This is a genomic window from Pseudarthrobacter humi (genome assembly GCF_024294965.1).
GTDB lineage: Bacteria > Actinomycetota > Actinomycetes > Actinomycetales > Micrococcaceae > Arthrobacter > Arthrobacter humi.
The window spans coordinates 21,270-34,494 of sequence record NZ_JANCLV010000014.1 but is presented as its reverse complement, the minus strand read 5'-3'; the positions used below and the strand labels follow the sequence as shown (position 1 = coordinate 34,494).

The following is a 13,225-nucleotide window of genomic DNA, read 5'->3' as shown; positions in this document are numbered from 1 at the left end:
GAGCCGTGCCCGAACTGCCTGAAGTCGAAGTAGTCCGCCGCGGACTGGTGAGTTGGGTCCGCGGCCGGACCATCACATCGGTGGACGTGCTGGACCCGCGCTCCCTCCGCCGCCATGCCCTGGGCGCCGAGGATTTCAGGGGCAACCTCCAGGGTGCCACGGTGGTGGACGTGGTGCGCCGGGGAAAATTCCTTTGGATGCCGTTGCGTGAGACACCCGGCGCCACCGACACGCCCACCGTCGCACTGATGGCCCACCTCGGGATGAGCGGCCAGCTCCTGATGCAGGACAGCGACGTGCCGGACGAGAAACACCTCAAGGTCAGGCTGCGCCTGAGTCCTGTGGCCGGTATGCCCGAACAGCTCAGGTTTGTTGATCAGCGGATTTTCGGCGGATTGTTCGTCACCGGCATGGTTCCCACGGACGACGGCGGCCCGGGCGGTCAGGCGGAATCTCCCGTTGCGCTGATCGCCGAGGAAGCCTCCCACATCGCCCGGGATCCGCTGGACCCGGCATTTTCCTTTGACCTTTTTTACAGCCGGCTGCGGAAGCGCAAGACGGGCCTCAAACGCGCTCTGTTGGACCAGGGCCTCGTATCGGGAATCGGCAACATCTATGCTGACGAGTCCCTGTGGCGGGCAAAACTGCATTACGCCAGGCCGACCGATACGCTGCGACGCGGCGACGCGGAACGGCTCATCACCAGCGCGCGCGAAGTCATGCTGGACGCACTTGCCGCCGGCGGTACCAGTTTTGATTCGTTGTACGTCAACGTCAACGGGGCCTCTGGTTACTTCGACCGCTCCCTGAACGCCTACGGGCGGGAAGGGAGACCCTGCAGCCGTTGCGCCGCCGTCGGGATTAACTCCATACTCCGCCGCGAGGTGTTCATGAACCGCTCGTCCTACACCTGCCCGGTCTGTCAGCCGCGCCCGCGCAACGGTCGCTGGTAGGCCGCCGTCGCCCTGCCGGCCATGATCGGACGCTGCCCAGTGCAGGGACAGACACCCGGAAATCCGTGGAAACCCGCAGGGACGCAGTAGATTTGGGGCAGCAAAGCAGCCGCTTCAGCCATTCAGGAGACCAGAAACACCTTGCACCTCAAAAGCCTTACCGTCCGTGGGTTCAAGTCGTTTGCGTCGGCCACGACCTTCGATTTTGAGCCCGGAGTCACGGCAGTGGTGGGGCCGAACGGTTCCGGCAAGTCCAACGTGGTGGACGCCCTCTCCTGGGTGATGGGGGAGCAGGGAGCCAAAACGCTCCGCGGCGGCAAAATGGAGGACGTCATTTTCGCCGGGACTTCCGGGCGGCCGCCGCTTGGCCGGGCCCATGTGTCCCTGACGATCGACAACGCGGACGGGGCGCTGCCCATCGAATACAGCGAGGTCACCATCTCGCGGACCCTCTTCCGCACCGGGGGCTCTGAATACGCCATTAACGGCGCCAGCTGCCGTCTGCTCGACATCCAGGAACTGCTCTCGGATTCCGGTATGGGCCGCGAAATGCATGTCATCGTGGGCCAGGGGCAGCTGGACAAGGTCCTGCACGCCACTCCGGAGGACCGCCGCGGCTTCATCGAGGAAGCGGCCGGGATCCTCAAGCACCGCCGCCGCAAGGAAAAAACGGTGCGCAAGCTTGAGGCCATGCAGGCGAACCTGCAACGGCTGAGCGACCTGACGGGGGAGATCAGGCGCCAGCTCACGCCCCTCGGCAAGCAGGCGGATGTGGCGCGGCGTGCCCAGCGGGTCCAGTTCGATGTCCGGGACGCACGCGCACGGCTGTTGGCCGACGACCTCGTCCAGCAGCAGGGTTCTCTCGAGCAGGACGTGGCTGACGAAACGGCGCTGAAGGCCCGCCGTGCCGTCGTGGAGCAGCAGCTGGAGGAGGGGCGCCGCCAGCAGGCAGCTGTGGAACAGCTCGCCGCCGAGGCCACGCCAAAGCTCAACGCCGCGCGGGATACCTGGTACCGGCTCTCCGCGTCCAGGGAGCGGCTCCGTTCGCTGGGCTCACTGGCCCAGGAACGCGGCCGGCTGCTGGGCGCCGTTGATGCTGAACCGTACTCGGGCAGGGATCCTGAGCAGCTGGAACGGCAGGCCGTCCGGGTCCGGGACGAGCTGACGGAGCTGGAGCGCCACATCCTGGACCGGCGCAGCGTGCTGGACTCAGCGACGGCTGCGAAGACCGGGGCCGAACTCGAGGCGTCTGCCGAGGAAAAAAGGCTCACTGCCGTCCTGCGGGCCGCAGCGGACCGGCGCGAGGGCTTGGCGAAACTTGCCGGAGCCGTTGGTGCGGCAAGATCGCGGGTTGAATCAGCGCAGGCCGAACTGGGCAGGTTGCGGGAATCACTCGCCGCCGGCCAGGAACGCCGCCGCCGGGCCCAGTCGGAGTTCACCGCCCTCGAAACCCAGGTGGCGGGGGTCGAAGAGGGGGAGGAAAGCCTCGACGCCGACTACGAGGACGCCAGCGCAGGGCTCGACGCCGTCGTCCAGGAGATTGCCGATCTGACCTCCGCAGGGGGAGAAGATGTCCGCCAACGTGACGCCCTCGTGGCCCGACGGGACGCACTGCAGCTCGGCCTTAACCGAAAAGACGGCACGGCGCACGCCCTCAACTCCGGGCTGGATGGCGTTGTGGGCACGCTTGCCTCGGGCCTCACCATTCAGCCGGGTTATGAAACGGCGATTGCCGCGGCACTGGGCGATGCCTCCGAAGCGATAGTGGTCCGGGATCCAGCCGTGGCCGCAGTCGTGGTGCACCTCCTGAAGGACGACGATGCGGGGCGTGCCTCCCTGCTACTGGCGTCTGCTTTGCCCCTGCCGGACGCAAACTCCGGCCCGGGCGGACCCTTGCCGGCGGGCGCAAGCTGGGCTGTGGACCTGGCATCCGGCGGGGGCGTCACCGCACCCGCCGTGGCCGCGCTCCTGACCGGGGTGGCAGTTGTTGAAGACCTGGATGCTGCGGGGCTGCTGGTTGCCGAACGCCCGGACCTGACAGCCGTGACCCGGGCCGGGGACGTGTTTACCGCCCTCACAGTGACTGGAGGCTCGGCGAAGGTTCCGTCCTTGCTTGAGGTGCAGGCCGCCGTGGACGACGCTGAGGCCCGGCTGGCCGTTGTCACCGCGGATCTGGAACGGAACAGGTTCGCCCTGGCCGGCGCCGAGGTCCGGCGCGCCGAGGCCCGGACGAGGGCAGAGGCTGCCCTGGACCGCCTGCACGATTCCGACGCCCGGCTGGCGGCTGTGGCCGAAAAGCTCGGCCACCTGAACTCCATCCTTCGCAGCGCCGTCGGCGAAAGCGACAGGCTGGCCACCTCCCTGGCCAGGGCCGAGGCCAATGTTGTGACCGAGGAACAGGCGCTCGCCGCCGTTGCGGCGCGGCTGGCTGCGGCGCAGGAGGCGCCCGCCGAAGAGGAACCCTCCACCGAACACCGTGATGCGCTCGCCTTGGCCGCATCCCTGGCCAGGTCCGCGGAGATGGACGCGAGGCTGTCGCTGCGCAGCACGGAAGAGCAGCTGACCGCCACCCGCAACCGGGCCCTCTCGCTGGAACGGGCCGCGGCCACCGAACGACGGGCGCGTGAAGAGGCTGCAGAACGGGCGCGGCGCCGTCGGATCCAGGCCAGACGGGCGGCCGCCGTCTCCGCTGCGGTGGAGCTGGCAATCCGGTTCATCGATGTTTCTGTTGAGCTGGCCCGGCATGAACGTGACCTCGCCGAAGAGAACCGGGAAGAGCGGGACCGTGCACTGCTGGCGACCCGGACAACCAATGATGCGCTGGCCCGCGAACTGGCAGAGCTGACCGACTCGGTTCACCGGGACGAACTGGCCCGCGCCCAGCAGCGGGCGCGGATTGAAGCCCTGGAAACACGTTCCATCGAGGAACTCGGGATCACCCCCGACGTGCTGGTGGCGGACTTCGGCCCGCACGTTCCCGTGCCCGTCCCCGCGGACGAAAGCGGGGACAAATGGGCGGCACTGCGGACACCCGTGGACGACGACGGCACACCGGTCCCCGAAGGCAAGCCCTTTGTCCGCGAGGAACAGGAGAAGCGCCTCCGGAAAGCCGAGAGGGACCTGTCAGCCCTGGGCAAGGTCAACCCGCTGGCACTGGAGGAGTTTGCGGCCCTGGAGGAACGCCACCAGTTCCTCAGCACCCAGCTGGAGGACCTGAAATCCAGCCGCAAGGACCTGCTGGACATCATCAAGGAAGTGGATGACCGGGTCCAGCGCGTCTTCACCGAGGCCTTTGAGGACACCCGGGACCAGTTCGTCCACGTGTTTGAACGCCTCTTTCCCGGCGGCGAAGGCCGGCTGGTCCTGACGGATCCTTCGGACATGCTCACCACCGGAATCGAAGTCGAAGCACGACCTGCCGGCAAGAAAATCAAGCGCCTCTCACTGTTGTCAGGAGGCGAACGGTCCCTCACCGCCGTCGCACTCTTGGTTGCCATCTTCAAAGCCCGCCCCTCGCCGTTCTATGTCATGGACGAGGTAGAAGCGGCCCTTGATGACACCAACCTCGGCCGGCTTATCACCATCTTCGAAGAGCTTCGGGAGTCCAGCCAGCTGATCGTGATCACCCACCAGAAACGGACCATGGAAGTGGCTGATGCGCTGTACGGCGTCACCATGCGCGGGGACGGCGTGTCCACCGTCATCAGCCAGCGCTTGGGCGCCGACGTCTAGAGTCCGCGCAGGTGGCGGCCCCGAACGCCTGCCACGTTTGTGAGAAGCTAGGGGAGTGAATGACATCCTCCCCATTATTCTGTCCATTGTTGCTGCCCTGGCGGTTATTGGCGGGCTGATCCCGGTCCTGTTGAAGACGCGGAAGAACATCACCCAGTACCCCGGGACCCGCGACGCCAACGATCCCCCCACCCCGCAAGGCGGTGGCACGCTGCTCGAGGACGCGCCGGTGGTTCCGGCCGAGCGCAACGCTCCCGCCGGCGTCGACCTCGAAGACCTCGAGGTCACCGATGTACCCGATGACGTGGCTGGCCTGGAAACCATCCAGGTTGAGACCCCCCTTCCCGTCGCCGGCCGCCTGACCCGCCTCCGTGAGCGCCTGGTCCGGTCGAACAACATCCTCGGCAAGAGCCTGCTCGCGTTGCTGTCCAGCGACAAGATCGACGAGAGCGTCTGGGACGAAGTGGAGGAGACCCTCCTGCTGGCCGACCTCGGCACCGAACCCACCATGCAGCTGGTCGACGCCCTCCGGGAGCGCGTGAAAATACTCGGCACCAGGACCCCCGAGCAGGTCAAGGCACTGCTCCGCGAGGAACTGATCAAGCTCGTGGATCCCACCATGGACCGCGCCCTGCGCACCGACCGGCACGCGGACAAGCCGGCCGTCGTGCTGGTGGTAGGCGTCAATGGCGTGGGCAAGACCACCACCGTGGGCAAGCTCGCCCGCGTGCTCGTTGCCGAGGACAAGGACGTCCTGCTGGGCGCGGCGGACACGTTCCGCGCGGCAGCCGCGGAACAGTTGGCCACGTGGGGCCAGCGTGTGGGTGTTCCCACCGTGAAGTCCGACGTCGACGGCGCGGACCCGGCGTCCGTCGCCTATGAGGCGGTCAAGGCGGGCATTGACCAGGAAGTCGACGTTGTCATGATTGACACGGCGGGCCGCCTGCAGAACAAGACCGGCCTCATGGACGAACTCGGCAAGGTCAAGCGCGTCATCGAGAAGCTGGCCGAGGTGGATGAGGTACTGCTGGTGCTGGACGCCACCACCGGCCAGAACGGCCTGAACCAGGCCCGCGTTTTCTCGGAGGTCGTGAACATCACCGGCATCGTCCTGACCAAGCTGGACGGGACCGCCAAGGGTGGCATCGTGGTGGCCATCCAGAAATCACTCGGCGTGCCGGTCAAGCTGATCGGTCTTGGCGAAGGCGCCGATGACCTGGCTCCGTTCGAAGTTGAAGGCTTTGTCGACGCCCTGCTGAACTAGGGACCGGGTCCACGCCACGGGTCGACACCAACGAGGGGTGAGTTCCCGCCGCTAAGCACAGGCTTTAGCGGCGGGAACTCACCTCTCGTTGCGTTTCAGCGGCTCGCGCGTCACGGACCAGCAGGCCGCCGCGAGCACCAGCACACCGCCGGTGACGCCGAAGGCCCAGCCGTAGCCGAGCCGGTCCGCCAGGACGCCCACCAGCACCGGTCCGGCAATGGCCCCGACGTCCGAGGTCATCTGGTAGGCCGCCAGGACCCGCCCGCCGGACCGTTCATTGCCAATGACATCCGCGACGGCGGCCTGCTGGGCAGGTCCCAGCAGGCCGGACCCCACCCCGGCCACAACCGATGCGGCGAGGAACCAGCCCAGGTGGGACGTGAAGCCGATGGCGGCTGTGGCGAGTCCGGCGACCAGGAGCCCCACGACCATCAGCGGCCGCCTGCCCAGGCTGTCCGCCAGCCGGCCGGAGAACGTCAGTGCAGCGGCATTGCCCGCGGCGAAAACGGCCAGCGCAAGGCCGGCGGCCTCGGGACCGGCGCCCAGCGCAGCAACGGCAAACAGCGGGACGGTGGCCATCCGTACACCGAATGTGGCCCAGCCGTTGGCGAAGCTGGACAGCAACGCCGAGCGGTACACACCAGTTCCCCAGGCCTCGGCGAAGCGCATGTCCGGGGCGCGGCCCACTGCGGACCGGTCCGCGGACGGCGCGTGGCTGAGCTGGGTCTGCACCACCGCGGCAGCAAGGATCAGCGCGGCGGCGTAGCAAAGGAACGGCACCCGCAAGCCGAATCCGGCGAGCAACCCACCTACCACAGGGCCCAGGACGCTGCCGATCAGGAACGCGGACGCGTAAGCGCCGGATACCCTGCCCCGGCTTTCCGGCGGCGCCAGCCGCACCACAAGGGCCATGGAAGCCACCGTGAACATCACCGAGCCCACGCCGCCGAGCCCCCGGAAGACCAGCAGCTGCCAATAGTCCTGGGCAAAGGCGCACGCCGCCGTTGATACGGCCACAATCAGCAGCCCCGCCACATATACGGGCCGCTCACCCCATCGGCCGATCAGGGCCCCGCCCGCCGGCGCGAACACCAGCCGCATGAAGGCGAAGATGCTCACGATCACGGCGGCGGCCGTTGCCCCGACGTCGAAAGTGGTGGCGAACTGGGGCAAGACCGGTGCCACCAGGCCAAAACCGAGTGCAATCAGGAACGCCGCAGCGAGCATCACCTTGATGTCGCGCGGAAGCGTGGGCCTCTGCGGGCGGATAACAGACAAGATCCGTGTTGTGGCGCGGCTCACGCGTGATGTTGCCGTCATGGGGCGGGAATCCTTGCAAGGTAGGCAGCCGGTGGCCGGCGGCAGTGGTGAAACATAACCGTAACAAGCCAGATATGCACCATTTACTTCCGGGAGGTTGTTGTAACAATCCGGCAATGTAAATCCTCCGCGGGCGAAACACGGCAGCGACACACTCGATACAGGACGCAAAAGGCGTTAGTAAGGCGGAGCATTCCGCAGCATCGATCATAGGGAGGACGTGCACCATGGAACTTACCGCAGGTCACGTATGGCTCATGGTGGCAGCAGCACTCGTGCTGTTCATGACACCGGGTCTGGCATTTTTCTACGGCGGCATGACGCGCGCCAAAGCTGCACTGAACATGATGATGATGAGCTTCATCTCCATCGGCATGGTCGGCGTGGTCTGGGTGCTCTGGGGCGCTTCGATGAGCTCCGGCGAGGGCTTCATGCAGATTGTCGGGAACCCGTTCGCCACCTTCGGCCTTGAAGGCATCACCAGCCCGGACGGGCTCATCAAGGTCGGCTACGCCGCCACCTTCGCCATCATCACGGTGGCACTCATCAGCGGCGCGATCGCTGACCGCGCCAAGTTCGGCGCCTGGGCCCTCTTCGTCCCCGTCTGGGTCACGCTCGTCTACTGCCCCCTGGCCTACATGGTCTGGGGCGGCGGCCTCTTCGGCCCGGAAGGCGCCATTGGCCAGGCGCTCGGCCCGGCCATCGACTTCGCCGGCGGCACCGTGGTCCACATCAACGCCGGTGTGGCAGCCCTTGTTCTGGTCCTGATCATCGGCAACCGCCGCGGCTTCGGCAAGGACCCCAACCACCGCCCGCACAACATCCCGTTCGTGATGCTCGGTGCAGCCATCCTGTGGTTCGGCTGGTTCGGCTTCAACGGCGGCGCGGCCACAACTGCTGAGCAGGGCGGCCTGATCTGGGTCAACACCCTCGCAGCCCCGGCCGCGGCAATGCTCGGCTGGCTCGTCACCGAACGCATCCGCGACGGCCACCCCACCTCCCTTGGTGCTGCCTCCGGCGTGGTTGCCGGCCTGGTTGCCATCACCCCGGCCTGTGCCAACGTCAGCCCGGTGGGCGCACTCGGTCTCGGCGTCATCGCCGGTGTCGCTTCGGCCCTGGCCGTCGGCCTCAAGTTCCGCTGGGGCTTCGATGACTCCCTGGACGTTGTGGGCGTTCACCTGGTCTCCGGCATCATCGGAACGGTGGCCCTGGGCTTCATCGCCCTCCCCACCGACGGTGTGGGCGGCGGCCTCTTCTACGGCGGCGGCGCGACCCAGCTTTGGGCCCAGCTCGCAGCAGCCGGCATCGCCATCGCGTACTCGGCAATCCTCACGGCGATCATCGCCTACGCCATCCACAAGACCATGGGCTTCCGCGTCTCGCAGGAGCAGGAAGTTGTTGGTGTTGACCTCAGCCTGCACGCGGAGACGGCGTACGAGTTCGGAGTGGGCGGCCACGGCGGGAGTTTCCAGCCACTCCACGAACTGATCACGGGCAAGGGAACGGCCACTGAAGGCGGAGCAGCCGGCTCCAAGAAGACCGAACCGGCAGCGGGCAAGGAAAGCGTGGAAGCATGAAACTGATCACAGCTATCGTCCGCCCGGAGAAGCTCGAAGCCATCCGGGAAGGCCTGGAGTCCTACGGAGTCCAGGGGCTGACGGTCAGCGCGGCCAGCGGCTACGGCCGCCAGCGAGGCTACACGGAGGTTTACCGCGGAGCTGAATACAACGTGGACCTCCTGCCAAAGATCCGGGTTGAAGTCCTCGCCACCGACGAGCAGGCAGATGACATCCTGGACGTCATCATCGCCAGCTCCAACACGGGCCGCGCGGGCGATGGCAAGGTCTGGACCGTGGACGTCTTCGAAGCAGTCAGGGTCCGCACGGGAGAACGCGGCGTCGCCGCCATCTAGCAGTCCGGAAGCTGATTGATCGGCAAAGCCGACTGTTCCACACAAAAGAGCGGGCAGGGAACCTCGAAGGTTCCCTGCCCGCTCTGTTTGTCGGGACCCACGGAGCCGCCGCTCAGCCAGCCAGCGGACACTTAGCCAGCCGCCTCGGAACGTGGCCATCCGGCGGGGCCGGCCGAGCCGGCGTCGTACTTTTCCAGCGGCACCGTGCCCCGCTGCCAGGCCTTCAGCACCGGTTCAAGAATCCGCCAGCAGTCCTCCGCCGTGTCGCCGCGCACCGAGAGCAGCGGGTCGCCACTCAGGACGCCCTCCAGCACTTCCCCATAGGGCAGCAATTCAGAAGCACTGAGCTCCGCATTCAGCGTTGTCCGGCTCAGGCTCAAGATGCTGCCGGGGCCGTTCACGTCGACGTCGAACGCCAGGGTATCCGGCCCGAACCCGATCCGCAGCTGGTTGGGGGAGTCCACGCCCGTGAATCCTGCCGGCAGATGCGGGACAGGGCGGAAGGTGACCACGGCTTCCTTGCGTTTCACCCCGAGGGCCTTGCCCGACCGCAGGATGAACGGGACCCCCTTCCAGCGCCAGTTGTCGATGTCCACCCGGACTTCCGCCAGGGTCTCTGTCCCGCGGGCTGCGTCCACGCCTTCTTCCTGCGTGTAGTCCGGGACGTTCCGGCCGGCAATCGAACCCGCCGTGTACGTGGCCCGGCGGGTGGAGTTCGCGTACGGCGCACTGATGCTGCTGGCGCGGAGCACGGCGGCGATGGCGTCCCGGAGGTCCCGTTCCCCGATGGTGGCCGGCGGCTCAATGGCCATCAGGGCCATGATCTGGAGCAGGTGGCTCTGGATCATGTCGCGCAGGGCACCGGCGTTGTCGTAATACCGCGCCCTTCCCTCCAGTGCCAGGTCCTCGTCGAAGATGATCTCGACCTTCTCCACATGCTCGCGGTTCCAGACGGGTTCCAGGAAATTGTTCGCAAAACGCAGGCCCAGGATGTTGAGCACCGTCGCCTTGCCCAGGAAGTGGTCCACCCGGTGAATGTGGTCCTCCGGCACCAGCGCGGCGAGTGTGTGATTAAGGGAACGGGCCGAGGCAACACCAGCGCCGAACGGCTTCTCCATCACCAGCCGTGTTCCGGCCGGAACCTGGTCGCGGTGCAGTGACTCGCAGGCCAGCTGGCTGACATGTGGAGGCAACGCAAAATAGATCGCGGTGGGGCCCTCCAGGCCCGAGAACAATGCCGCCAGGGCTCCGTCCGCCGTAACATCCAGCTGGTGGTAGGGGGTAGCTTCCGCCAAGGCACTGAGTGCCTTCTTGCCAGCAGCGTCGGCGGCCTCCGCGGCGGGGGCGAAGGCTTCGTGGACCCGGGTCCGCCACTTTTCCGGCGTCCAGGCATCGGAGCCGGCGCCCACCAGGGTCAGGCCATCGGCGCGGCCGCTCGCCACCAGCCGGGCCAGTCCCGGGAGCAGGAGGCGTCCCGTCAGATCGCCTGAGGCACCCAGAATGAGCAGGGTTTTTACACTTGTTTGGCTGGTCACCCTGCCAGCATGTCATCCGGCAAGCCCGACTTGGTACCCTAGATAGTCGAGTCCCCCCTGTAAATCCACTGAAAGAAGTGCGCGGCGCGTGTTTAATTCACTCTCTGACCGGTTGACAGCAACCTTCAAGAATCTCCGTGGCAAGGGCCGCCTCACTGAGGCCGACGTCGATGCCACAGTCCGGGAGATCCGCCGCGCTCTCCTGGATGCCGATGTCGCCGTGCCCGTGGTGCGTGAGTTTACGGCCCGCGTCCGCGAGCGTGCCCTCGGGGCAGAGGTATCGGGGGCCCTGAACCCCAGCCAGCAGATCGTCAAGATCGTCAATGAGGAACTTGTTGAGATCCTCGGTGGCGAGACCCGCCGGATCCGCCTTGCCAAGACCGGTCCCACCATCATCATGCTGGCCGGCCTCCAGGGTGCCGGCAAGACCACCCTGGCGGGCAAGCTCGCCAAATGGCTCAAGGCCCAAGGCCACAGCCCCCTGCTGGTGGCATGTGATCTCCAGCGGCCCAATGCCGTCACCCAGCTCCAGGTTGTCGGCAACCGCGCCGGCGTGCCCGTTTTCGCGCCGCACCCCGGAGCCACTTCGGAACTGGAGCACCCCGCCGGTGACCCGGTCGCCGTCGCCCGCGCCGGCGTCGAGGAAGCGCGCCAGAAGCTGCACGACGTCGTGATTGTTGACACCGCCGGGCGCCTCGGTGTTGACGCCGAGATGATGGAGCAGGCGAGCGAGATCCGCCGCGCCATCGTCCCCAATGAAGTGCTGTTCGTGATCGACGCCATGATCGGGCAGGACGCCGTGAACACGGCTGTGGCGTTTGACGAGGGTGTGAACTTCACCGGAATCGTGCTGTCAAAGCTCGACGGCGACGCCCGCGGCGGTGCCGCACTCTCGGTTGCGTCGGTCACCGGTAAGCCGGTGATGTTCGCCTCCACCGGCGAAGGCGTGGATGACTTTGAGCTGTTCCATCCGGACCGCATGGCCTCCCGCATCCTGGACATGGGTGACGTCCTCACCCTGATTGAGCAGGCCGAAAAGAACTGGGACAAGGACGAGGCCGCCCGGATGGCGAAGAAATTCGCCGACCAGGAAGACTTCACCCTCGACGACTTCCTCTCCCAGATGCAGCAGATCCGCAACATGGGCTCCATGAAGAAGATGCTCATGATGATGCCCGGTGCGCAGAACATCCGCGAGCAGCTGGAGAACTTTGACGAGCGCGAAATCGACCGTGTCGAAGCGATCGTGCGTTCCATGACGCCGCACGAACGCGTCGCCCCGAAGATCATCAACGGCTCCCGCCGGGCACGCATTGCCCGGGGTTCCGGCGTGCATGTCTCCGAGGTCAACGGCCTGCTGGAGCGCTTCGGCCAGGCCCAGAAGATGATGAAGAAGATGGCCCAGGGCGGCGGCATGCCCGGAATGCCCGGGATGCCTGGTATGGGCGGCCCCGGCGGTGCGCGGAAGGGCGGCAAGAACGCCCCGAAGAAGAAGGCCCGCTCAGGCAACCCTGCCAAGGCTGCCCAGGAGTTGAAGGACGCCGAGGCCCGGCGGGCCGGCGCGGCGAAGGCGCTCCCCACGGGGGCAGCATTCGGCCAGCAGGGCGGCGACTTCGACCCGTCGCAGCTGAACCTACCCAAGGGATTCGACAAGTTCCTCGGCAAGTAACCACCCTCCCGACTGGGTAGCAGCAGGCGTCGTTGTGGGCACTCATAACCACACTGGCTCCTGCCCAATAGGGATGTCGGTGCCGTGGAATAGGGTTGGGTCATGTTCAAACAGCGGGTAGTGTTCGTGCACGGCGCCGGACCTTTCGGTGCCGCGGCGTGGCTGCGCCAGCACGGCATGGCGCTGACGTACGACGCCCTGTTCCTGCGGCGGCACGGTTTTGACTCCGTCGCTGAACCCGTGGAGTCCTCGTTCTCCGAAGATACCGCCATCATCCTGCGCTCACTTGCCGATGACGGCCGCGGGGCCGCCGGCGGCCATGTTGTTGCCCACGCCGAGGGCGCGATTGCGGCCATGATGGCTGCCGTGGAACGCCCCGAGCTGGTGTATTCCCTCACGCTGGTAGAACCGGCGTGCCTGTCCCTGACCGCAGAACTGCCGGCCACGGCCGCACACCGCGCCCTGATGCAACCGCTGTTCGACCTCCGAAACCAGCTCAGCGATGAAGACTTCCAGCGGGAGTTCGTGCGGCGAATGTTCGCGGCGGACCTGCAGGAGCCCGCCACGCCGGAGGAAAAACGGTCGGCGCGCCGGCTCCGGTTGCAGGCGCCGTCCTGGGAGGCCCCGCTGCACATTGTTCCGGGCGTCCCCACCCTGGTCCTGACGGGTGGGTGGGAACCGCTCTACGAGGAAATCGCCGGATATCTGCAGGAAACCGGTGCCCTGCACCGCATTGCTGCGGGAGGACACCGGCCCCAGGACTCTGCCGAAGGTGACCGTGCCATCCGGTCCTTCATCGCCGACGTCGGCAGGTCACGCTCGGTTCAGGCTTCCTGAGCC

9 protein-coding genes are annotated in these 13,225 nt (G+C 66.7%); 7 read left to right on the top strand and 2 right to left on the bottom strand.

The window, feature by feature from the left end; all coding sequences use genetic code 11:
• Positions 1-5 precede the first annotated feature (5 nt).
• The 3 genes from mutM to ftsY all read left to right on the top strand — a co-directional run bounded on the left by mutM (position 6) and on the right by ftsY (position 5,949).
• On the top strand, positions 6-953 hold the full coding sequence (mutM, locus tag NFC73_RS16895) for a bifunctional DNA-formamidopyrimidine glycosylase/DNA-(apurinic or apyrimidinic site) lyase (RefSeq protein ID WP_254752041.1): 948 nt from the start codon (positions 6-8) through the stop codon (positions 951-953).
• Between the two features lie 141 nt (positions 954-1,094).
• A complete protein-coding gene (gene smc / locus NFC73_RS16890; protein ID WP_254752039.1) occupies positions 1,095-4,685 on the top strand; it encodes a chromosome segregation protein SMC in 3,591 nt (1,196 codons plus the stop codon).
• Positions 4,686-4,740: 55 nt separating this feature from the next.
• Positions 4,741-5,949, top strand: a complete 1,209-nt coding sequence (gene ftsY / locus NFC73_RS16885) for a signal recognition particle-docking protein FtsY (protein ID WP_254752037.1) — start codon at positions 4,741-4,743, stop codon at positions 5,947-5,949.
• Positions 5,950-6,027: 78 nt separating this feature from the next.
• Here the strand turns inward: ftsY and NFC73_RS16880 are convergent, their stop codons facing one another.
• Positions 6,028-7,269 (bottom strand): MFS transporter, encoded by a 1,242-nt coding sequence (locus NFC73_RS16880; protein WP_254752035.1) that lies wholly within the window; start codon positions 7,267-7,269, stop codon positions 6,028-6,030.
• 227 nt (positions 7,270-7,496) lie between these two features.
• Here NFC73_RS16880 and NFC73_RS16875 point away from each other — a divergent pair, with 227 nt between their 5' ends.
• On the top strand, positions 7,497-8,846 hold the full coding sequence (locus NFC73_RS16875) for an ammonium transporter (RefSeq protein WP_254752033.1): 1,350 nt from the start codon (positions 7,497-7,499) through the stop codon (positions 8,844-8,846).
• Positions 8,843-9,181: a P-II family nitrogen regulator gene (locus NFC73_RS16870; protein ID WP_056349123.1), complete on the top strand. Its 339-nt coding sequence runs from the start codon at positions 8,843-8,845 to the stop codon at positions 9,179-9,181. Before NFC73_RS16875 ends, NFC73_RS16870 begins: the two co-directional genes overlap by 4 nt.
• A gap of 131 nt (positions 9,182-9,312) precedes the next feature.
• Here the strand turns inward: NFC73_RS16870 and NFC73_RS16865 are convergent, their stop codons facing one another.
• Positions 9,313-10,716 carry a glucose-6-phosphate dehydrogenase gene (locus tag NFC73_RS16865; protein ID WP_254752031.1) on the bottom strand — a complete coding sequence of 468 codons (1,404 nt, stop codon included), beginning with the start codon at positions 10,714-10,716 and terminating at the stop codon, positions 9,313-9,315.
• Between the two features lie 88 nt (positions 10,717-10,804).
• Between NFC73_RS16865 and ffh the strand changes: the two genes are divergently transcribed.
• Positions 10,805-12,385, top strand: coding sequence for a signal recognition particle protein (gene ffh, locus NFC73_RS16860; RefSeq protein ID WP_056349117.1), 1,581 nt, complete (start codon positions 10,805-10,807; stop codon positions 12,383-12,385).
• A gap of 102 nt (positions 12,386-12,487) precedes the next feature.
• Positions 12,488-13,222, top strand: a complete 735-nt coding sequence (locus NFC73_RS16855; RefSeq protein ID WP_254752029.1) for an alpha/beta hydrolase — start codon at positions 12,488-12,490, stop codon at positions 13,220-13,222.
• The last annotated feature ends 3 nt before the right edge of the window (positions 13,223-13,225 follow it).

What these genes read in the sequence shown, in the direction of transcription:
- NFC73_RS16880 (WP_254752035.1), bottom strand. Translation starts at nt 7,269, where the DNA reads ATGACGGCAACATCACGCGTGAGCCGCGCCACAACACGGATCTTGTCT.
- NFC73_RS16875 (WP_254752033.1), top strand. Translation starts at nt 7,497, where the DNA reads ATGGAACTTACCGCAGGTCACGTATGGCTCATGGTGGCAGCAGCACTC.
- NFC73_RS16870 (WP_056349123.1), top strand. Translation starts at nt 8,843, where the DNA reads ATGAAACTGATCACAGCTATCGTCCGCCCGGAGAAGCTCGAAGCCATC.
- NFC73_RS16855 (WP_254752029.1), top strand. Translation starts at nt 12,488, where the DNA reads ATGTTCAAACAGCGGGTAGTGTTCGTGCACGGCGCCGGACCTTTCGGT.